The following is a 20,704-nucleotide window of genomic DNA, read 5'->3' on the forward strand; positions in this document are numbered from 1 at the left end:
CTTATCTGATGTGGGGGGCAATATGCTGAGCGATCAGCTCAATGGAACGCAGCGTATCCCGGTGCGAAGGCTCCACCGAGTGCACCTGGAACGAAACATCGGTGGCGCGGGCCAGCACGCTGTCCTGCGCCAGGGAGGCAACAACATGTTCAGGATCGCCCACGTGGGCATCCAGCTGTTGCAGATAGTCAGTGACACTGTCACCTTCTATCAGATGACCCGCAGCCCGGTGCTGTGCCGCCTGCTTACGCAGGCCGGGTTCGGCGATCTGCAGGGCGTGGGCGTGACTGTCGGCGACGAAGGCGGTGCGCGAAGCGAGGATCCGCGGCGCAACGCCGTCCGGCAGCGCCGCCAGATAGGCGTCGACGATCGGGTTCTGAATGGCGTCCAGCGGCAGGCGCGGCTCACCGGGCGGCCGGGGCTGCGTGCGCGACAGCATCAGCCCGTGCCCCGCCTGACCGGCGCGGATGGCGCCTTCCACCGAGAAGGTGGCGATCCAGATGCGCGCCGCCAGCTGCGGCGCGGGCGGATAGAGACGGTTGTCCGGGTGGCTGAGGGTGTCGCCGCGCCAGGCGCTGTGGATCAGGTGCAGATGGTCGGCAAACACCGCCCCGCGCTGCTCGCTGGTCAGGCCGAAGGGCAGAAACGACGTTGGCGTGCCGCCGGAACCAAATCCCACCTCCAGACGCCCGTCGGTGAGTAAATCCAGCACCGCCGCGTCTTCGGCGACGCGCAGCGGATTCTCCATGGGCAACGTGATAATCGCTGTGCCGAGGCGAATGCGGTCAGTCTGCGCCGCCACGTGGGCGAGGAACACCAGCGGGGAAGGCAGGCCGCCTTCCTGTTCATGAAAATGGTGCTGGGCAATCCATGCGCTGTCGAAGCCGACGCGCTCCGCGTGGCGGATCTGTTCGGCCGCCAGCCGGTAGCGCGTTTGTGCGGAGCCCTGATCGAGCAGACGGGTAAAAAAGCCGAGGCGTTTAGGCATTATGCGTTCTCCATGTGGGCCTGAGCCAGGCGTGGGGATACCTGGGGAATGGCGGCGATCAGTTCGCGGGTGTAGGCCTGCTGCGGAGCGGCGAACAGGCGCCCAACGTCGCCATGCTCCACCACCTGGCCGGCGCGCAGCACCGTGACGCTGTCGGCAATCCGCCTCACCGTCGCCAGATCGTGGGTAATGAACAGGTAGCTCAGACCAAGCTGCTGCTGTAGCTGCTGCAGCAGGGCGAGGATCTGCGCCTGAACGGTGACATCGAGCGCCGAAGTCGCTTCGTCAAGAACCAGTATCGCCGGCTCGAGGATCAGCGCCCGGGCAATCGCCACCCGCTGCCGCTGGCCGCCGGAAAGCTCCCGCGGCGTCCGCGACAGTAGCTCCGGGGCCAGGGCTACCCGGGCGGCGACGCTCTCCACACGCTGGCGACGCGTCGCCGCGCTGAGGCGCTCAAAGTTTTTTAACGGCTCTTCGATAATCGCAAACAGCGTCTGGCGCGGGTCGAGCGAAGCGAAGGGGTTCTGGTAGACGAACTGGATTTTGCGCCGCAGCTGACGCTGCGCCTCGCGGCTGAGATGCCCGGCGTCAATACCGTCGATGGTCACCTGTCCGGCGTCGGCGCGCTCGAAGCCCAGCAGGATCCGCGCCAGGGTGGTTTTCCCGGAGCCGGATTCGCCCACCAGCGCATGGGTGCTGCCGCGTCTGACCTCAAAGCTGACGCTGTCGAGCGCCTGCAGGGCCTGTTTGCCCAGCGAGAAGCGTTTGCTGATCTCTTCGACGCGAATGGCCGGCGTGGCCAGCGGACGGTGACGATCCGCCGTCAGCCTCAGCGGCGCGTCCTGCAGATCGTGGAGCAACTGGCGGGTGTAAGGGTGCTGGGGACGCCGGACAATCGCCTCGGTGGCGCCCTGTTCCTGAATCTCGCCCTGGCGAAACACCATGATCCGGTCGGCGCGTTCGGCGGCCAGCGCCAGATCGTGAGTGACAAACAGCACGGCGGTTCCCGACTCGCGCCGCAGGATGTCGAGCAGATCGAGGATGCGCTTTTGCACCGTAACGTCGAGGGCGCTGGTGGGCTCGTCGGCAATAATCAGATCCGGCTGCAGGGCGATGGCGATGGCGATCAGCACCCGCTGTTTCATCCCGCCCGACAGCTGATGCGGGTACTGGTCAAAACGCTGTTCCGGGTGGCTGAGTCCGACTTTAGCGAGCAGGTTGAGAACCTGCTGCCGGCGTTCGGCGGCGGAAAGGGACTGATGCAGCCGCAGGATCTCTTCCACTTGCTGACCAATGGTTTTTACCGGATTAAGCGAATTGCCGGGGTCCTGCGGCACCAGGCTGATGCTCACCCCGCGCAGGCGGTTCAGGCGTTTTGCCGACCAGTCGCTGATCACTTCGCCATTGAGGATAATCCGCCCGGCGTCGCGGCGGGCGTTATCCGCCAGCAGGCCGATAATGGCCTGCGCGGTCGTGGTTTTCCCCGAGCCGGATTCACCGACGAAGGCCAGCATTTCGCCGCGCTGAATGGAAAAGCTGACGTTATGCACCACTTCGCGCCATTCGCCCCGCGACCGGTAGCTGATGCGCAGATCTTCAACAGAGAGAACGTTCATGGGCGTACTCCACTCCACTGGCGGCTAAGACGATTGGCGGCCAGGACCACCGCGACCACGGCGAGGCCGGGGAAGGTGGTCAGCCACCAGGCGGTCGACAGGTAATTACGACCTTCGGCGATCAGTAATCCCCACTCCGGGACCGGTGGCGGGGTGCCGTAGCCAAGGAAGCTGAGGGTGGCCAGCGCCAGCATCGCCTGACCAAACTGCAGCGTGGCGAAGGCGAGTACCGCGGTGAGCGAGTTGGGCAGGATATGACGCCAGAAGATGGCGAGAAAGGTGCCGCCGCTGCCCCGGGCCGCCTCGACGTAATCACTGTGGCGCACGCGCACCACCTCCGCCCGCGCCAGGCGCGCGAAGCTGGCGATGGCCGCCACGCCGACCGCCACCGCCGCATTCACCGTGCCAAAACCCAGCAGAATGATCACCGTCAGCTGCAGCAGCAGGGATGGGATAGCCAGCAGGACATCCACCAGGCGCATGATGGTTGATTCCACGCGGCCGGCCAGCGCCCCGGCGAGGGTGCCAAGGGCGGTGCCTACCACCAGACCGATGGCGACGGCGATCAGCGCCGCCGACAGAGAATGTACCGCGCCGTAAACCACCCGCGTCCACAGGTCGCGGCCCAGCTGGTCGGTACCCAGCCAGTAGTGCGCCTGCGGCGCCAGGCGCTGAGCGCCGGGGATCCCTTCCAGCGGGTTAGCGGAGGTAAACCACTGTGGGGCAAGGGCCATTAACAGGGCGGTGATCATCACCGCCCACGCCAGCCACAGGCCTGGCTGGAGACGCACTTTGCGCCACTCCGGGCGGCGGCGAACCGCGATGGCATAGTCGACCAGGCTCATTTCGCACCTCCGGTCTGTAATTGGAGTCGGGGATCCAGCCGCGGCATGACCAGGTCGACCAGCAGGTTGATCAGGACGAAACCGAGAGCTGAGATCATCACCACCGCCTGCAGTACGGCGATATCCTGGTTATTCACCGCCTGCTGGGTCAGCTGGCCGAGGCCGCTGCGGCCGAAGACGGTCTCGGTGATCAGCGCCCCGGCAATCAGCTCGCCCAGCAGCAGCCCGGCTATATTCAGCGCCGGCAGCAGGGCGTTACCCATCACATGGCGCCAGAGGACGCCGGTCTCGCTCATTCCCTTGGCGCGGGCGACCGCGACGAAGGGCTGAACCGCCACCTGATCCATGCTGCGCATCAGGATCTGCGCCAGCGGGGCGGAGATGGGCAGCGCGACGGCGATAACCGGTAAAATCAGCCCCTCCAGCGGACCGGGGTTGATCACCGGGATCCAGCGCAGCTGAAACGAAAAGAGCTGGATCAGGGCGATACCCAGCCAGAAGGTGGGCAACGAGATAAACAGCACCGGCAGCGACTGCAGGAGGTTACTGAGCCAGCGCAACCCCGGCAGACGTGAGGCGAAAGCGAGGGCAAACGCCAGGATCACGGCCAGCAGGAACGCCGGCAGGGCGAGGCTTAAGGTATCCGGCAGGTTGCTGGCAATCAGGCTACTGACCGCCAGACCCGCCTGCAGGGAATAGCCAAAGTCGCCGTGCAGCATCGCCAGCAGCGTGTGCAGGTACTGGCGCCACAGCGGGCTGTCGGCGCCGTAGGCCAGCCGCATGTCGGCGATTTGCGCCGGGCTCAGACCGAGGTCCGGGTTCTGAAACTTGATCAGCACCGCATCCCCCGGCAGCACCTGCAGCAGGAAAAAGGTGAGGGTAAACGCCGCCCACAGGACCAGCAGCCCCTGGCCGAACCGTCGCAGAAGATAAGCGCTCATATCCGGCCTCTTAGTGTTTATCCAGCCAGGCGCCGTAGAACGACGGACGCCCGACGGCTTCGAAGCTGACGCCTTTCACCCACGGCGCGCCGGCGAACACCTGCGGCTCTTCGAAAATGGGGATCACATAGGCGTTATCGATCAGATAGCGCTGGGCATCGCCGGTTAACTGCAGGCGCTGCTGCGGCTCCACCGCCGCGGAGATGCCGGTCAGCAGGTCGTTCAGCTTATCATCGCGAAAGTGCTGCACTTTATCGCTGGAGCCGCCTTTCTGCAGCAGCGCGTCACGGTTGTTGGGAAAGAACATGCTTTTTACTACATCCGGGTCGGCGCGGCCCACTTCCGAGACGGTGAGCGGGGTTTTCTGCGGGTCGAGGTTGTCGAGCGTCCGGCTGCCGGCGTCCCCGGCTTTGACCGTTAACGCTACCCCCACCTGGCGCCATTGCTGGGCGATCAGCTGCAGCACTTCTTTATTCTGCGGCTGGGGGAGCGACTCATAGACCGTCAGCGCCAGCCGCTGCCCGTCTTTGCTGCGAATGCCGTCGGCGGCGGGTTTCCAGCCGGCCTCATCCAGCAACTGCCGGGCTTTGGCCTGGTCGAAGGTGAGCTTATCGCTCAGATTGACATAGCCGGCGGCGGAGCTGGCCAGCACGGAGGTGGCTTGCGGGTAGTTAGCGGAGAACAGCGTCTCCACCACCTGCCGGGCGTTGGTGGCATGGAGCAGGGCCTGGCGCACCCGCAGGTCGGCGACCAGTGGGTTATCCGGGCGGAAGCTGAGGCTGTCGTTGACCCCGCGGGTAGGCGCGGCGTAGACCGTAAATCCCTGATCGGTCGCCTGCTTTTCATCGTAGGCCTGCACCTGGCGAATAAAGCCCGCCTGGCCCGCCAGCAGCGCGCCGATGCGCACGCTGTCTTCCGGGGTGACGATATAGGTGATGCCGTCGAGGTTAGCGGGGCCCTGCTGGGCGATGTTTTTCGGCCCCCACTGATAATCCTTGCGCGCCACCAGCGTCAGCTCGCGGCCCGGTTTTTCATCCTGCACCACGAAGGGACCGGAGCCGATGATGTGCCGGGCATCGCCCAGCTCCTCGAAATTGCGCTGCAGGGTGCTGAGGGAGACCAGGCCGGAGCCGATGGTGGCGGTCCCCTGCAGGAAGCCCGGCGACGGCTTGTTGAAGTAGAATTTCACCGTCAGCGGGTCGATCACTTCGCTGCGCTGGTAGTTATTGATCACCTCCGAGACGGGCAGGCGATGGGCTTTATCCCCCAGCCCATAGGTGTCGAAGTTTTTGGCGACCGCGGCGGCGTCCAGCGGCGTGCCATCCGAGAAGGTGACCCCTTTTCGCAGGTGAAAAGTGTACTCGGTTTTATCGGCATTGCTGGTCCAGCTTTCGGCGATCCACGGCTCAATCTCCAGCGTTTTCGGGTTCTGCCAGGTCAGCTTGTCGGTGATCTGATTGAGTATGCCGCCATTGGGATAAAAGCCGCCGGCGGGTGGATAGAGATTGGTGTGCGGTTGCTGCTCCAGATAAATCAAGGTACCGCCTTTAACCGGCGTGTCGGCGGCCCAGACGGAAAAGGCGCCGGAGAGAAACAGCGCGGCCAGCGCGGGCAGGCGAAAATGACGATGCATGGTGAATTCCTTTGTTATCTATTGTGTTGCCATCATCGGGCGCGGCTAAAAACAAAGGAACCAAGGAATTGCGCTAAGCATTTGCGGAAATTGCATTTACTTTACGCGGCGGGAAGCGAGGGGAAGCGCGAAAGGAGAAGCGCCTCGCCCGGGCGGGAGAGGCGCTGGCGATTAGCTACGCAGATCGATAACCATACGGCCGCGGATCTGACCTTGTTCCATCTCTTTGAAGATGGCATTGATATCTTCCAGCGGACGCAGGGTGACTTTCGGCACCACTTTGCCTTCGGCGGCGAACTGGAACGCTTCCACCAGATCCTGACGAGTGCCGACCAGCGAGCCGACCACCTCGATACCGTCGAGTACCAGACGTGGAATATCGAGGCTCATCGCCTCTGGCGGCAGGCCTACCGCCACCACGCGGCAGCCGGCGCGAACGGCATCCACCGCCGAGTTAAAGGCCGCTTTGGCCACCGCGGTCACCACCGCAGCGTGGGCGCCGCCGGTTTTTTCCTGAATCACTTTCGCCGCATCTTCATTGCGCGAGTTGATGGTCAGGTCAGCGCCCATCGACGCCGCCAGCTCCAGCTGGCCGTCGTTGACGTCGATAGCGATCACTTTGGCGTTAAAGACATTCTTGGCATACTGCAGCGCCAGGTTGCCCAGCCCGCCGAGGCCGTAGATAGCGATCCACTGGCCCGGCTTGATGTGGGAAACCTTAACGGCTTTGTAGGTGGTGACCCCAGCGCAGGTAATGCTGCTGGCGGCGGCGGAGTCGAGGCCGTCCGGGACTTTAACCGCGTAGTTGGCGGTGACGATGCACTCTTCCGCCATGCCGCCGTCGACGGTATAGCCAGCGTTTTTCACCGAGCGGCACAGCGTCTCGTTGCCGCTGTTACAGTAATCGCAGTGGCCGCAGCCTTCGAAGAACCACGCCACGCTGGCGCGATCGCCCGGCTTCAGGGAGGTGACGCCAGGGCCGACTTTTTGTACTACCCCGATCCCTTCATGACCGAGAATAACGCCGGTTTTATCGCCAAAATCGCCGTTTTTCACGTGCAGATCAGTATGACACACGCCGCAGCATTCCATTTTCAACAGCGCTTCGCCGTATTCCAGCGGGCGCAGCGTTTTTTCCGTAACGTTAACCTGATGGTCGTGAGTAACAACAGCTGCCTTCATGCCTGTCTCCTTGAGAGGGGATTGATTAATTTTATTAATGCAATATTACCCAATAAGGATTAGACGCTATGGAGAAAAAAACAAGGCGCTTTAGTACAGGATGTGGTTTTTTGCTACAGCGGTAGCACAAAATTCAGACAATACCTCTAATTTTGGTAGGTAATAATAGCGTCACGGAATAGTCATGTTTTCTTCATCACCCAACTCTATTGTTTTGCGCATCAATTTCTTATAACAACAGAGTGATACAACAATGCATCTGGTCAAAACGCTCCTCACCGCCGGTCTGCTTTTTTCCGCCGCCGCGCAGGCTCACAATGTGCTGGAATTCCCGCAGCCGGAAAACAATCCGGAAGAGTTTTACGCGGTCACCGAGATCCCGGCAGGCGGGATCATTAAGTATGAAACCGACGCTAAAACGGGGTTTATCGTCGCCGACCGCTTTCAGTCGATGCCGGTGGCTTACCCGGCGAACTACGGTTCATTAACCCAGTCGCTGGCCGGGGATGGCGACCCGCTGGACGTAGTGTTTTACACCCGCGCGCCGATGGCCCCGGGCACGCTGATTAAGCTGCGGCCGATCGGCGTCCTTAAGATGATAGACGGCGGTGAGAAAGACGACAAAATCATCGCCGTCCCGGCCAGTAAAATTGATCCGACCTATGACGACATTCTGACCATCACCGATCTGCCGAAAATCGAGCAGCAGCGGCTGGAGGCCTTCTTCCGGGTCTATAAAGAACTACCAGAGGGGCGGAAAAAGGTCGAGCTGGCCGGTTTTAATGATGCCGCCGCCGCGAAGCAGGAGATCAAATCGGCCTGGGAGGCCTGGAAGGCGAAGAACCCGCAATAATACTTATCGCGGGCGCAGTCCGGCGCCCGCGGCGATCCTGCTTATCATCCCCTGTCTGGCGAAGTCCTGCGGAAACGGGCGCACGGGTATTATGGCGTCATGATGAGAGGAACCGTTTTTAATGACGAAGGCCTGTAACAAGAACTATCAACCTGATTGTACCAGGCGGGCACTGAACTCAATAAAGCGCTCATAGCAGTAAATGAGCGCAGTCCACGATGAGCGAAAAGCCGAAACTGGAACGGTTCACACCACCGATCGCAACATGACTAAAATTGGGGGAGGTTAGTCTGCAGGGAGGATGTCAATGTCAAGGTACCAAAGAGTTGCGCTAATATCATTTCATTATATAAACATCCCCGGTGAGTACCGGGGAAGATGAGGTGCTACCAGACACCAATGTTAGTCACCAAAACAAAATTCGATTTTCTTATCGGTTTGCTTAGTATTTGTCTCTTCGAGCCAGTCATCAATTGACTTGAACAGAAGTGAACATAGTTTTTTAGCAATATTCTTATTCAGCGCCATACGGTTAAATTTAACCTCTACTCTGCTGACCTGTACTTCTGAACTAAATTCATCTGCCGGAGCATTCTTGCCGCTACTGTGTTTCTTCTCCATTGCAACATTAGATGAATAAAAGGATGTAGTCACTTCATCATTTACACACATTGTGCTTTGAGTAAATAACACTTTCTTTTGCTTTTCATTTACCCGACTCATACAACTTTTCGCCAGTGATGTAAGCCCTGCCTTAACGGAGTTTTTATCTCCATCGCTCATGCCGGAGTAAATGTCGGCTATATTATCAATTAAAGAATCATAATTTCCTTCGGAATAGGTCACTGTGGTCGTGTCAGTTTTGGTTACAATCATTAAAGGGAATTTCATTATCTGATCAATATATTTTTTGAAATTCTCAGCATTGTCTGCACTTTCAGGTTCAAGCGGTTTCCACCCGGAGCGACTTTGCGCTATCCCCATGACTGTGGTGACAAAATTTGCAGGGCTGGAAACCAGTTTTTCCGCAAGTTCATCAATATCAGTAATAAGGCTTAATTCCTTACCAATTTCACGCTCCTGCGTTGCGGCAGAACCAGTAAGCACGGAAGAACCACCCGAAATATGCGTGTTGCCGGTGGTGTTTAGACCATCTAAGCATATACCAATTGAATTAACAGCCTGATTATCCAACCAGCGTTCTACATTACACATAATTTCATTGCTTTCCATATTAAATCTCCTTTTGGTAATTGAATGCTGTAAATCACAATATATATAGTTAGCTGTGAAGAATGTGAATTAGATCACTTCATAAATACTTTGCATTAATTTCATAGGGAAAATAATATGTCATATAAATCATGAGTGGCTGCGCATTCACTGAATTAATATATAATGCTTCACGTTGCCTTCTTTATGGAAACATTGCCAATAAAGCAGAGCCGGGCAATGTAAAAAAACGATGAGATGCCTGCAGACCTTGTTATGAGTTCCCGCCATAATCTGCACGGGTGAGCATCCGTAAATTTGCATTATTTAAAAATCAGAGTAAACACGCGGTGACATATCGGTAACTGTCAAAGAGGGTTCAGACGCCAGAGGTTTCAGGGGCCTTAGCGCCGGCAGCTTGCCGCTGACAATCAGGAGGAATGTTTTTCAGTTATTCCAGCGACACCAGGGAACTTAACACGGTAGCTGCAAAGATTTCCCCGGGTCAGTGAGCCTTGACGAACGATGCAGATGATGGTTGTATTATACAACTATCTACTTCACTGGACGCCTCACTATGTCTGACACGCCTTTAATCCAACAAATTCGAACGGCCTCGCGGTTAATGGTGCGCGAGCTGGGTTTTATGAACACCACGCTGGCCGCCACCCACTATTCACCCTCGGCGGTGCATACCCTGCTGGAGGTGTCGGTCAGGGGGACGATAACCGCCGCGCAGCTGGTCACATTGCTCGGGCTGGAAAAATCGAGCGTCAGCCGGATGGTCGCCCGTCTGCTGGCCGCCGGAGAGCTGGAGGAGCGCCCCTGCGCGGAGGACGCGCGATCTAAATCGCTGGCGCTGACTGCGAAAGGGCACGACACGGTGGCAACGATTAACGCCTACGGTACCCGCCGGGTGGTGGAGGCGTTAGCGCATCTCGATGAGACGCAGCAGCGGACCGTCGCCAGCGGACTGGCGGCCTATGCTCAGGCGCTGGCGCAGTGTCGGGATGCTGCGCTTGCGGAAACGACGCCGCAAATTTCGCTGGTGACCGGCTATCAGCCGGGGGCGATCGGCCGGATAGCCCAGATGCACGGGGAGTATTACGCCCGGCACCATGATTTCGGCGCTTTTTTTGAAGGCAAGGTTGCCAGCGGCGTCGCGGAATTCGCCACCCGGCTCTCCTCGCCGGTCAACCAGATCTGGCTGGCGATGCGCGAGGGGAAGATTGTCGGTTCGGTGGCGATCGATGGCGAGGATCTCGGCCAGCAGCAGGCGCATCTGCGCTGGTTCATTCTCGATGACAGCTGCCGGGGAACCGGCATTGGCAGGCGGCTGCTCAGTGAGGCGATGGCTTTCTGCGACAGTCGTCAGTTCAGCGCCGTTCAGCTGTGGACGTTTAAAGGTCTGGACGCGGCCCGCAAACTGTATGAGTCCTTTGGCTTCACGTTAACCCGCGAATGGCAGGGAGACCAGTGGGGAAAGATGATGACCGAGCAGCAGTTTACCCGGCCAGGAAACGCCGGCTAAGGGCGTGGTGCCTTAGCCGGCGGGGAGCGCGAAGATTACGCCAGCTGGTTAAGCAGCCGGGCGATCTCCTCTCGCCACTGGGCCTGCAGCGAGGGCTTTTGATGTTTCGGCTTACGGGCCATATCGTCCGCCAACCATTGCTCCAGGGCTATCAGGCGCGTCAGCAGCGCCTCTTCATCATCAGCCGCGAGTGACGGCTCCTGGGATGAGGAGGCCGCCGTCAGGGTGGGGGTCTGCGCCTGCAGACGGGCATAGACCTCCTCCAGACTGTGCCACTCCGTTAACCCGGCGCTGTCGATCAGCCAGAAGCGGTTACAGCTTTCGCTAATAAGCTGGCGGTCATGACTGACCAGCAGCACGCCGCCGGGATAGTCGCGGAGCGTCTGCGCCAGCGCCGCTTTGCCCTCCATATCCAGATGGTTGGTGGGTTCATCCAGCAGCAGCAGGCTGTAGCGCGCCAGCGACAGGCCGACGAACAGCAGCCGCGACCGCTCGCCGCCGCTGAGGGTGCAGACCTTCTGTCCATGCCTCGCCCAGCCAAACCCGGCGGCGATCAGCGCCCGTTTACGGGTGTCCGCCGACGGGGCGAACGGCGTCAGGGCGTCGAGCAGGCTGGCCTCGTCCGGCAACTGCGCCAGGGTCTGGTCGTAGTACCCAGGGTGAAGCCGGGGGTGCAGACGCAGCCCCGGAAGCGGCGATGCGTCGTTCATCTGCTGCCACAGCAGGCGCAGCAAGGACGATTTACCGCCGCCGTTGCGGCCCATGATGGCCACGCGATCGCCGCTGCGCAGTCGCGCCACGCCGGTGGTGAACAGGGCCGGTAGTCCCGGCGCGGGAGCCACCGGCAGCCTGTCCATCTCCAGCAGGCGATCCGCCGGCAGGGCGTCCCCCTGCAACACCAGGCGCCACGGCGGGCCGATGCTGAGCTCGGTCTGCTCGTCTTTCAGGCGGGCGACCTGCTTCTCCATCTGTTTGGCTTTGCGGGCGAGATCTTCGTTGTCATACACCCGCCCCCAGGTGGCCAGCCGCCGGGCGCTGGCGCTGACCCGGTCGATCTCTTTTTGCTCCGCCTTATGACGTAACGCGGCGCTTTCATCCTGCTCCTGCAGTGCCTGACGGGCAGCGCTGCTGGGCAAGGCGAAGCTGTGCAGCGTCTGGTCGCGGAGGATCCAACTGGCATTAGTTACAGCATCCAGTAAAGCGTTGTCGTGTGACACCAGCACGAAGCTCCCCTGCCAGGTCTGCAAGAAGCTTTCCAGCCACAGCAGGGTGGGCAGATCGAGATGGTTGCCGGGCTCATCCAGCAGCAGCAGGTCAGGTTGGCGGATCAGCGCCCGGGCCAGCAGCAGGCGCGTATGCTGTCCGCCGCTCAGGGTGCTGGTTTGCTGCTCCATCACCGCCGGCGTGAAGTCCATCTGCGCCAGCAGGCGTTCGGCCAGCCAGCGCTGTGCTTCCCGCGCGTCGGCGGGTAACAGGTCCAGCACCGCCTGCAGCAGCGACTGCGAACGCAGCGCCTCCGGCAGATGCTGTTCAACGCGGGCCATCAGACACTGACCGGCGAGTGAGACGCTGCCCGAGGTGGGCGCGAGGGTGCCGTCCAGCACCTGCAGCAGGGTGCTTTTGCCGCAACCGTTATGGCCGATGAGACCGATACGGTCGCCTTTCTTCAGGGTGAAGGAGAGGGTATTAAACAGCGGCCCAAAGGCAGTCTCCACGTGGAGCGCATGGGCAGTTAGTAATGTACTCATAGTCAACTTACTCAAGAGTTACAGGCATGCGAATGCCTCGTCAAAACTCGCTGACGATAACCCGGTAAGCCGGAGAGAAGGGATTCTGTGAAGGGTCTTCGCTCAAGCCAAAGTTATCGCAGCACGATACCGATAACGCTTGAGCTGGCGCCATTGCCTAAGGCATGTGAAACAATAAACATTTCACAATACAGCATGGGGGGCCTCCTTTTATATTCAGTAAGTGAATGGGTGATGGCAGTGTAGTGGGGAAAGGAAAAGCGCGCCAGTGACAAAACTGGCAGGGTGTGGAGAAGCGTCGGATATCGATTGTCCCGCCCAGCGCGGCTGTAGTTTCTGCCTGCGGATCGTCTGCGAGGGGGCAGAGGCCATGATTTTGCGTGGCACAAGGCGCGCGGCAAATGCTATCTGGTTTCTATTTTTACGATAAATGAATATGGGCGAAAAAGGCGTTTCAGTGGCGGGAAATATTATCCGGACGCTATTAATAACCGGGCCGATCGTGCGGCCCGGTGAGCGCGATTAAATTGAGGTGCGGCGGTAATTACGATATTCCGGCAACCAGAAATTATCGCTGATGGACTGCAGCAGCGCTTCCGCGGACGTTTTCACCGCCACGCCCTGCTCCTGAGCCACCTTACCGACCGCGAAGGCAATCGCCCGCGAGACGGTCTGGATATCCTTCAACTCCGGCAGAACCGGACCTTCGCCGTTGTTCACCAGCGGCGAGTGTTTCGCCAGGGTTTCGCTGGCGGCCATCAGCATCTCGTCGGTGACCCGCGACGCGCCGGAGGCGATCACCCCCAGACCAATGCCCGGGAAGATATAGGAGTTGTTGCACTGGGCGATGGGATACTGTTTGCCTTTCACGGTGACCGGGGCAAACGGGCTGCCGGTGGCGACCAGCGCCTCGCCGTCGGTCCAGCTCAGGATATTCTGCGGCGTGGCTTCCACCCGTGACGTTGGGTTGGAGAGCGGCATCACGATCGGCCGCGGGCAATGCTTATGCATCTCGCGGATAATCTCTTCCGTGAACAGCCCCGGCTGACCCGAAACGCCGATCAGGATGTTCGGTTTCACGTTGCGCACCACGTCCAGCAGGGACAGGACATCGTTAGTGGTATCCCAGCCCTGCAGATGTTCACGCTTCTGCACCAGCTTGTTCTGGAACGGCAGCAGATTAGGCATGCCGTCGGTTAACAGGCCGAAGCGGTCAACCATAAATACGCGCTGGCGGGCCTCTTCTTCACTGAGTCCTTCGCGGACGATCTGGGCGATAATTTGCTCGGCGATGCCGCAGCCGGCGGAGCCCGCCCCGAGGAAGACGATTTTCTGTTCGCTCAGCTGGCTGCCGGCGCCGCGGCTGGCGGCGATCAGCGTCCCGACGGTGACCGCCGCGGTGCCCTGAATATCGTCGTTAAAGGAGCAGATCTCATTGCGGTAGCGGTTGAGCAGCGGCATGGCGTTCTTCTGCGCAAAGTCTTCAAACTGCAGCAGTACGTCCGGCCAGCGGGCTTTAATCGCCTGGATCACGTCGTCAACGAACTGATAGTACTCGTCGTCGGTAATACGCGGATGACGCCAGCCCATATACAGCGGATCGTCCAGCAGCTGCTGGTTGTTTGTCCCGACGTCCAGCACGATGGGCAGGGTGTAAGCCGGGCTGATGCCGCCGCAGGTGGTGTACAGCGACAGTTTACCGATCGGGATCCCCATCCCGCCGATCCCCTGGTCGCCGAGGCCGAGGATACGCTCGCCATCGGTCACCACAATCACTTTGACATTATGGTTCGGGACGTTTTGCAGAATGTCGTCAAGGTTATGGCGATTCTGGTAGGAGATAAAGACGCCGCGGGCGCGACGGTAAATCTCGGAGAAACGTTCGCAGGCGGCGCCCACCGTCGGGGTATAGATAACCGGCATCATCTCTTCGAGATGGTTGCCAATCAGGCGATAGAAAAGGGTCTCGTTGGTGTCCTGGATATTACGCAGATAAATGTGTTTGTCGATTTCTGTTTTGAATCCCTGATACTGGATCCAGGCGCGTTCCGCTTGCTCTTCGATGGTTTCAACCACTTCCGGCAGCAGGCCAAGCAGGTTGAAACTGCTGCGCTCTTCCATACTGAAGGCGCTGCCCTTGTTGAGCAGAGGGAATTCAAGCAGAACGGGGCCCGCGTAGGGGATGTACAGGGAACGGTTTTTCTTATGGGTAAATTGCATCGCACTAACTCCTTGATCGTGTCCACAGTCCCGGCGCGGCGATAAGCGAAGGGCGGGTGGAAAAGCAGCGGGCAGAGTATAGAGCAGAAGGTCTTCAAGCGGGTAAACAAGCCGTCAATTGCCATAAAAAAACACCATCCTGGCAACAGGACGGTGTTGTTTATCATCACTCAGGCTGAAAATTAACCACCGCGGCGTTTGCGGCCGGTAGCATGGATATGGTTTAGGGTGGTTTCTTCATCGCCTTCCAGCACCACTTTTTTCTGCTGGGAAAGCTTGTAGTTCAGACCGAGAAGATGACGTGCCTGATGGTTCGATTTCATTCTGACTCCTTTATCCTGTTCTGGTTTCAAGGGCAAACCCGGTGGTGACCGGATGAAATGTAACCCAAAGTTGGCCGCACGTTTTTTATGCGGCCTCAGGTAGGGTGGTCCATTTTCAGGGCAATAGCAACCTTAGCGCGCCAGATTAAGAACAGTCTCCCTCGCGCAGCTCCGGCATTACCACTTCATCTCGCCGGTGTTAACTTTGGCGCTAAGCTCCAGCGAGCTGGTTTCCGCCAGCCCCGGCCACTGCGTCTCCATGGCCTTGATCACCCCGGCGGAATCCTTATGTGTCTTCAGCGCCTGCTCAAACTGCTGGAGGTAGATTTTTGTAAAGCGCACCGCGCGGTCACCCTCCGGCGGCGTGCCGAGGTAATGCCCCGGGATCACCTGCTGCGGGCGCAGGGCAATCATCTGGTCCAGCGTAGTGCGCCACTGCTGGCGACTGGCCGGCGTCTGGGTGTCGGCGGTCCAGAGATGCATGCCCCACGCCACGCCGGTGCCGCCGAGGATCGTTTTGTTCGCCCGGATCCAAACGAACGCCGCGTAGTCATGCGGCTGCATAATCGTCACTGTTTCGCCATCGATGGTAAAGCTGTTGGCTTTCAGCGCCTGCGGGACGTACACCTGCGTCGGCGCGCCGTCTTTCATCTGCGGGCCCCAGTACGCCAGCTTTGCCGCTTTGGTGGCTTCAATATGTTTAACCACTTCCGGCGTGGCGACCACTTCCGCCTGCGGGAAGGCTTTCACCAGCGGCTCAAGGCCAAAGTAGAAGTCAGGATCGCCGGAGGTGATCACAATCCGCGACAGCGGTTTGCCGTTTTTCTTGATCATGTCCACCAGCTTTTCGCCGTCTTTGACGCTGAACTGGGCGTCAAACAGCACCGCTTCATGCGGGCCGGAAACGAGGGTGGAGTTGACGGCAAAAATACCTTTCTCCTGAGGGTTGTAAGTCTGCAGCGTCAGCGGCGCCGCGAAGACCGCGCCGCTGAACAGGGCGGTGGCAATAGCAAGGGCAGATAATTTCATCATTTATTCTCAGTCACAGGGGAATGCGTAGCATTGTACGGATTTCGCTATTTGATAGAATTCCTGAAATAAGAGATGCTGAGTTTCATAAATCGTGCAGATGAAGGGGGCGTGATGGACAGGGTGATTGCGGCGCAGGTATATCTGCGGATTTGCGAACTGGGAAGCCTCAGCGCCGCGGCGCGCGCGCTGGGGATGTCGCGCCCGATGGTCAGCCGCTATCTGGAACAGATGGAGAGCTGGGCCGGCGCCCGGCTGATCCATCGCTCAACCCGGCGGCTGACGCTGACCCCGGCGGGGGAGAAGGTGTTGCTCAAGACCCGCGGGTTGACGCGGATCGCCGATGAAATCGCCGGCGAGCGCCAGCGGGCCGACCCCAGCGGCACGCTGCGGGTGGCGTGCGCGCATTTTACCGCGATGCAGCTGATCTCCCCGCTGCTGCCGGACTTTCTCGCTCGCTATCCGCTGTTGCGCCTGGAGCTGGATATCAATAACCATCCGGTCAGCCTGATCGGCGAGCGCATCGACGTGGCCATTCGCATTACCGATAATCCGGAGGCCGGGGCTATCGCTCGCCGTCTCGGCGTGTGCCGGTCGCTACTTTGCGCTGCGCCGCGCTGGCTCCGCCAGCATGGTCCGCTGACGACGCTTGACGATCTGCAACAGCATAACTGCCTGTTATACAGCCATTTTGCCGGCCAGCGCTGGCAGTTCAGCGATGCGCAGGGGCAGGAGGCGTCGGTGTCGGTGAACGGTAATCTGAGCGCGGGGATCTCTTCCTTGCTGCTGGAGGCGGCGGTCGCCGGGTGCGGCATCGCGATGCTCCCCGAACTGGAGGCGCGGGGCGCGATTGCCAGCGGCGCGCTGGAGGTGGTGCTGCCTGACTGGACGCCGAAGGCGCTGAGCGTTTACGGCATCTATCTTTCCCGCGACTATCAGCCCGATGGGCTGCCGCTGTTTCTGGATGCGCTGCAGCGACGTCTGGGGGAGACGCTCGCCGATGCCTGAGCAGCGGCGTCGCCTTCAGCGGCAACACCGGCGGGCGGCGGCCCTGCCGGTGAGCTGACGATAAGACTTACTCGTTGCCCCACTGATTGAGGAAGTTAGCGATATCGTCAATACGGCGCTCGTCAATGGCCGCCTCGCGGGCCATCTCCTGCTGCGCTTCTTCGTCGATCTCTTCGTTATGGGTTAACCGCGCAATCAGCAGCTGAAAATAGCGCGCCAGCGCATCGCGTTCCTCATCCTTAACCGGGGCAGCCGCTTCGGTCTCGTATTCGTCCACGATGTCATAAAATTTCAGGGGGATGTCATTACTCATCTGTCGTCCTCAGGATTGGCGTCAGGGCCGGGGTTAGCGCAAAGCGGCGGGCGAGTATCATAGCATGCAGCCGGTAGGCTGCAGGAGAGGAAAAATCGCCGCGCCGGCGAGGCGAGAGGGCAGATACCGATCCCCGGGGGCGGAGGGTAAAACCGGCGCGCGATGTCGCACGCCGGTCTGCCGGGAGGCTTAGACTACCCCGTCCCCACCGTCAGAGCACCAAACCTGGCCGGAGGTATAAGAGCAGGCATCGGATGCCAGGGTGACGTACAGCGGGGCGATCTCGACCGGCTGTCCCGGACGCCCCATCGGCGTGTCTTTCCCGAACTGTTTCACTTTCTCGTCCGGCTGACCGCCGCTGGACTGCAGTACCGTCCAGTAAGGGCCTGGCGCCACGGCGTTAACGCGAATGCCGCGTTTTGCCACCTGTTTGGCCAGCGATTTAGTGAAGATCGCCAGGCAGGCTTTGGTCTGGGCGTAATCGAGCAGGATCGGACTGGGTTTATAGGCCTGCACCGAGGTGGTGTTGATGATCGCGCTCCCGGCCTGGAGATGGGGCAGCGCGGCGCGGGTGATCCAGAACGGCGCGTAGACATTGGTTTTAAAGGTGGCGTCAAAGTCTTCGGTGGTGAGCTCCTCGAGAGTCTCACAATATTGCTGACGCCCGGCGTTATTGACCAGGATGCTCAGGCCACCCAGCTGTTCCACCGCATCGGCCACCAGCGACTGACAAAAGGACTCGGAGCGAATATCCCCCGGCAGGGCCACCGCGGTGCGGCCTTCGGCTTTAATCAGGGCGATGACTTCATCGGCATCCTCTTGCTCTTCCGGCAGATAGCTTATGGCGACATCGGCCCCTTCACGGGCAAAGGCGATCGCCACCGCGCGGCCAATGCCGGAGTCACCGCCGGTAATGAGCGCTTTCTTACCGGCCAGCCGCCCGGTGCCGGTGTAGCTGGTTTCCCCATGGTCCGGTGACGGCTCCATTTCAGCATCCAGACCCGGCGGGTTTTGTTCTTGCTCCGGGAACTCCGGACGTGGAGCCGTCTCTTCTGGCAACATGGAGGTGGGTAATTTCTTCATTGGCGGTTTTTCATCTTGCATAGTCATCTCCTTCAGACAGAACGGGCCAGCTGTAAGGATAGGTCAGGTTCCCCCATCGCCAGACCCCGGGTGACTCGCCCAGGGCCAGTGAATGCCCGGGAAAAGAGGTACTGTTATTCCTTAACCGACTGATCCCCGGCGTATTTAAGTGAATAGCGCTGCGTTAATATCGCTGGGGTTAAATTAGGATTATTCCATCAATATTTAACGTGGCTGGGCTATTTTTCTCCCCGGGAAAATTTTTTTAAAGACGGAGAGGAAGACGCGTTGTGAAAAAGGGAATATTAAGTTAACCCGCTACGCATGGCTAATAACGCCATACCTCTTAGGTGGTATTTTTTGTAAGGGTGGCTGTCCGGGAGTGGAAGAAATATTTATTCATCAGATTATTTTCATTTGTTTACAAACGAGGAGTGCTGTCCGCAGAACAGACCATAATGGGCATATAATCCAAAGCGAAGAAGGAGTTGCAGAAAGATTAATTTTTAGTGCCGCTTCGCTGTGGTTAATTTATTTATTGGTAACGCTGATTAATGGCCGGAATTAATTTGACTCCTGCGGGTATTCCTCTAGTGTTAGATATCGAGGGCGATGATTTGTAACAGGGTCATTTTCCATTTACCAACCGATATTGATCAAACCAAAGGTGAACATTATGGCAGAGCATAGAGGCGGTTCAGGTAATTTTGCAGAAGATCGTGAAAAAGCATCCGAAGCCGGGCGTAAAGGTGGACAGCACAGCGGCGGGAACTTTAAAAATGATCCTGAGCGTGCATCCGAAGCCGGTAAAAAGGGTGGTAAGAACAGTCATGGCGGCGGCCGTAAATCCGGCGACAGCTAGCGGCTGATGACCCGTGACGCCGTTTCGACGGCGTCGGGACAGAAACCTGTGGGCCTGGCGGTCCGCAGGTTTCTGTTTATTTGCGAACGCTTTCACTTACCCATCGTCTATTGTCCGCGACGGAAGAAAAGGAGCAGGATAATTAAATTATAGCAACCTTAATTATTAAGCGCTGTTTACCGCAACGGCAATGTGCCGGGGAAGCGGTAAGGGCGAGTAAATGGCGGCACTATTTTTATGGCTGTGGAAAGGGAAGATATTGTCAGCCAGGTATTAACCGCCGGATACCAGGGGTGGGTAGCAACACATCCGCTTGCTAAATATTGTTCAGATCTAAGGTAATAAAATGAAACTGACGCCGGTATTTATTAAGCGTTGTCATCTTGTGGCCGCCGTTATGTGGGTGGGTCTGGCGATACCCTCGTTAATCTGGTGGAAAGACAGCGTCCTGTGGGTCATTCTCATCAGTATTTACGCTAATATTGTTGGGCATTTATCCGGATATAGCGCAGCGCGAGCTGACCAGGCGGCGGAAGAGAATGAAGAGTCCCCTTCAAAATAAAAAATTAATGATCAGAGGTGTATATGACGGATAGTGAAAATTACCATAACTGGCTTCGCGATGCCCATGCCATGGAAAAACAGGCCGAGTCACTGCTTATGGCCACCATCAGACGCCTCGATAATGAACCGCAATTACGGACCCGCCTTGAACAACATCTCTATGAAACCCGTCGGCAACTGTCGGCCCTGCAGGACCTTATCGCCCGCAACCACATTTCCCGCTCGGCGCTGAAGGATGCGATGAGCCGGGTCGCAGCCCTGGGCCAGACTATTGGCATCATGCTGCCCGGCGATGAGCTCATTAAACTGATTATCACCGCCTACGTTTTTGCCCATTTTGAGGTCGCCTGCTATACCGCTTTATTAACGGCGGCGAAGCGAGTGGGAGACCATAGCGCGATGCCTACTCTGGAAGGGATCCTTGCCGAAGAGAGAGGGATGGCTGACTGGCTGCTGCATCATCTACCGGCGCTGACCGGGCAATATCTGATGCATAACAATCTGCCCGGCGTTGAGGCCGGACAATAAGCCGCCGGAGTCAAATATGGTTAAGCGCCACACCATCGCGCTGCTCGCCACGGAGAAAGCGGTTCCGCTGAAATTAACCGCCAGGCAGCAGGCGCTGGTGGACGCGGTGGCGAACAGGGCCCCTCCTGCAGAGCCCGATCCCGTATCGCCTGTCGGCAAAGCAGACGTCAGGAACAGGAGGGCGCGCTGAGGAAGCTGACAGTGGCGGGCAGAACGCAAGGTGAT

Annotated in this window: 21 protein-coding genes; 8 read left to right on the forward strand and 13 right to left on the reverse strand. The window is 58.9% G+C overall.

Annotated features, from left to right (window positions below):
- Position 1: 1 nt before the first annotated feature.
- From ACOI6Z_RS19010 to adhP, 6 genes are all read right to left on the reverse strand, one after another.
- Complete coding sequence (locus tag ACOI6Z_RS19010) at positions 2-988, reverse strand: putative FMN-dependent luciferase-like monooxygenase (protein ID WP_065812591.1); 987 nt, start codon at positions 986-988, stop codon at positions 2-4.
- On the reverse strand, positions 988-2,604 hold the full coding sequence (locus ACOI6Z_RS19015; RefSeq protein WP_044523453.1) for a dipeptide ABC transporter ATP-binding protein: 1,617 nt from the start codon (positions 2,602-2,604) through the stop codon (positions 988-990). Before ACOI6Z_RS19015 ends, ACOI6Z_RS19010 begins: the two co-directional genes overlap by 1 nt.
- Positions 2,601-3,449 carry an ABC transporter permease gene (locus tag ACOI6Z_RS19020; protein ID WP_023289837.1) on the reverse strand — a complete coding sequence of 283 codons (849 nt, stop codon included), beginning with the start codon at positions 3,447-3,449 and terminating at the stop codon, positions 2,601-2,603. Before ACOI6Z_RS19020 ends, ACOI6Z_RS19015 begins: the two co-directional genes overlap by 4 nt.
- A complete protein-coding gene (locus ACOI6Z_RS19025; RefSeq protein ID WP_023289836.1) occupies positions 3,446-4,390 on the reverse strand; it encodes an ABC transporter permease in 945 nt (314 codons plus the stop codon). The genes ACOI6Z_RS19020 and ACOI6Z_RS19025 overlap by 4 nt, the downstream gene beginning before the upstream one ends.
- Before the next feature lie 10 nt (positions 4,391-4,400).
- Positions 4,401-6,023: a TIGR04028 family ABC transporter substrate-binding protein gene (locus ACOI6Z_RS19030; protein WP_032452998.1), complete on the reverse strand. Its 1,623-nt coding sequence runs from the start codon at positions 6,021-6,023 to the stop codon at positions 4,401-4,403.
- A 171-nt stretch (positions 6,024-6,194) separates the two neighbouring features.
- Complete coding sequence (gene adhP / locus ACOI6Z_RS19035) at positions 6,195-7,205, reverse strand: alcohol dehydrogenase AdhP (protein ID WP_264032596.1); 1,011 nt, start codon at positions 7,203-7,205, stop codon at positions 6,195-6,197.
- Between the two features lie 253 nt (positions 7,206-7,458).
- Between adhP and ACOI6Z_RS19040 the strand changes: the two genes are divergently transcribed.
- Complete coding sequence (locus ACOI6Z_RS19040; RefSeq protein ID WP_032452997.1) at positions 7,459-8,058, forward strand: inorganic diphosphatase; 600 nt, start codon at positions 7,459-7,461, stop codon at positions 8,056-8,058.
- Between the two features lie 402 nt (positions 8,059-8,460).
- On the opposite strand, the gene ACOI6Z_RS19045 is transcribed toward ACOI6Z_RS19040, so the two are convergent.
- Positions 8,461-9,291, reverse strand: coding sequence for a hypothetical protein (locus ACOI6Z_RS19045; RefSeq protein ID WP_044523450.1), 831 nt, complete (start codon positions 9,289-9,291; stop codon positions 8,461-8,463).
- 556 nt (positions 9,292-9,847) lie between these two features.
- Here ACOI6Z_RS19045 and ACOI6Z_RS19050 point away from each other — a divergent pair.
- Positions 9,848-10,801, forward strand: a complete 954-nt coding sequence (locus tag ACOI6Z_RS19050; RefSeq protein ID WP_032452996.1) for a bifunctional helix-turn-helix transcriptional regulator/GNAT family N-acetyltransferase — start codon at positions 9,848-9,850, stop codon at positions 10,799-10,801.
- A 35-nt stretch (positions 10,802-10,836) separates the two neighbouring features.
- Here ACOI6Z_RS19050 and ACOI6Z_RS19055 read toward each other — a convergent pair whose 3' ends face one another.
- Together ACOI6Z_RS19055 and ACOI6Z_RS19060 are read right to left on the reverse strand one after the other, a co-directional pair.
- Positions 10,837-12,549, reverse strand: a complete 1,713-nt coding sequence (locus ACOI6Z_RS19055; protein ID WP_065813107.1) for an ABC-F family ATP-binding cassette domain-containing protein — start codon at positions 12,547-12,549, stop codon at positions 10,837-10,839.
- A 522-nt stretch (positions 12,550-13,071) separates the two neighbouring features.
- Positions 13,072-14,769, reverse strand: coding sequence for an NAD-dependent malic enzyme (locus tag ACOI6Z_RS19060; protein ID WP_004202648.1), 1,698 nt, complete (start codon positions 14,767-14,769; stop codon positions 13,072-13,074).
- Positions 14,770-14,847: 78 nt separating this feature from the next.
- On the opposite strand from ACOI6Z_RS19060, the gene ACOI6Z_RS19065 reads away from it, so the two are divergent.
- Positions 14,848-14,955: a hypothetical protein gene (locus ACOI6Z_RS19065; RefSeq protein WP_032425875.1), complete on the forward strand. Its 108-nt coding sequence runs from the start codon at positions 14,848-14,850 to the stop codon at positions 14,953-14,955.
- Here ACOI6Z_RS19065 and sra read toward each other — a convergent pair.
- On the reverse strand, positions 14,952-15,092 hold the full coding sequence (sra, locus tag ACOI6Z_RS19070) for a stationary-phase-induced ribosome-associated protein (protein WP_012541615.1): 141 nt from the start codon (positions 15,090-15,092) through the stop codon (positions 14,952-14,954). The two genes, ACOI6Z_RS19065 and sra, sit on opposite strands and share 4 nt — an antisense overlap.
- 177 nt (positions 15,093-15,269) lie before the next feature.
- Entirely contained in the window at positions 15,270-16,121 is an 852-nt protein-coding gene (locus tag ACOI6Z_RS19075) for a Vmh family MBL fold metallo-hydrolase (RefSeq protein WP_420687505.1), read from the reverse strand.
- A 114-nt stretch (positions 16,122-16,235) separates the two neighbouring features.
- Here ACOI6Z_RS19075 and ACOI6Z_RS19080 point away from each other — a divergent pair, with 114 nt between their 5' ends.
- Positions 16,236-17,129 (forward strand): LysR family transcriptional regulator, encoded by an 894-nt coding sequence (locus tag ACOI6Z_RS19080; RefSeq protein WP_044523447.1) that lies wholly within the window; start codon positions 16,236-16,238, stop codon positions 17,127-17,129.
- Positions 17,130-17,196: 67 nt separating this feature from the next.
- Here ACOI6Z_RS19080 and ACOI6Z_RS19085 read toward each other — a convergent pair whose 3' ends face one another.
- Both ACOI6Z_RS19085 and ACOI6Z_RS19090 read right to left on the reverse strand, forming a co-directional pair.
- Positions 17,197-17,442 (reverse strand): YmjA family protein, encoded by a 246-nt coding sequence (locus ACOI6Z_RS19085; RefSeq protein ID WP_048335843.1) that lies wholly within the window; start codon positions 17,440-17,442, stop codon positions 17,197-17,199.
- Between the two features lie 189 nt (positions 17,443-17,631).
- Complete coding sequence (locus ACOI6Z_RS19090; RefSeq protein ID WP_023289828.1) at positions 17,632-18,546, reverse strand: SDR family oxidoreductase; 915 nt, start codon at positions 18,544-18,546, stop codon at positions 17,632-17,634.
- A gap of 655 nt (positions 18,547-19,201) precedes the next feature.
- Here ACOI6Z_RS19090 and ACOI6Z_RS19095 point away from each other — a divergent pair.
- The 4 genes from ACOI6Z_RS19095 (at position 19,202) to ACOI6Z_RS19110 (ending at position 20,669) form a co-directional block, all read left to right on the forward strand.
- Positions 19,202-19,387 (forward strand): general stress protein, encoded by a 186-nt coding sequence (locus tag ACOI6Z_RS19095; RefSeq protein WP_004143718.1) that lies wholly within the window; start codon positions 19,202-19,204, stop codon positions 19,385-19,387.
- Positions 19,388-19,733: 346 nt separating this feature from the next.
- Positions 19,734-19,949 (forward strand): hypothetical protein, encoded by a 216-nt coding sequence (locus tag ACOI6Z_RS19100; protein WP_110243358.1) that lies wholly within the window; start codon positions 19,734-19,736, stop codon positions 19,947-19,949.
- Between the two features lie 23 nt (positions 19,950-19,972).
- On the forward strand, positions 19,973-20,479 hold the full coding sequence (locus ACOI6Z_RS19105; RefSeq protein ID WP_023289827.1) for a ferritin-like domain-containing protein: 507 nt from the start codon (positions 19,973-19,975) through the stop codon (positions 20,477-20,479).
- 16 nt (positions 20,480-20,495) lie between these two features.
- Positions 20,496-20,669 (forward strand): hypothetical protein, encoded by a 174-nt coding sequence (locus ACOI6Z_RS19110; RefSeq protein WP_048297585.1) that lies wholly within the window; start codon positions 20,496-20,498, stop codon positions 20,667-20,669.
- The last annotated feature ends 35 nt before the right edge of the window (positions 20,670-20,704 follow it).

This window comes from Klebsiella sp. C239, assembly GCF_048822715.1.
Lineage (GTDB): Bacteria > Pseudomonadota > Gammaproteobacteria > Enterobacterales > Enterobacteriaceae > Klebsiella > Klebsiella quasipneumoniae.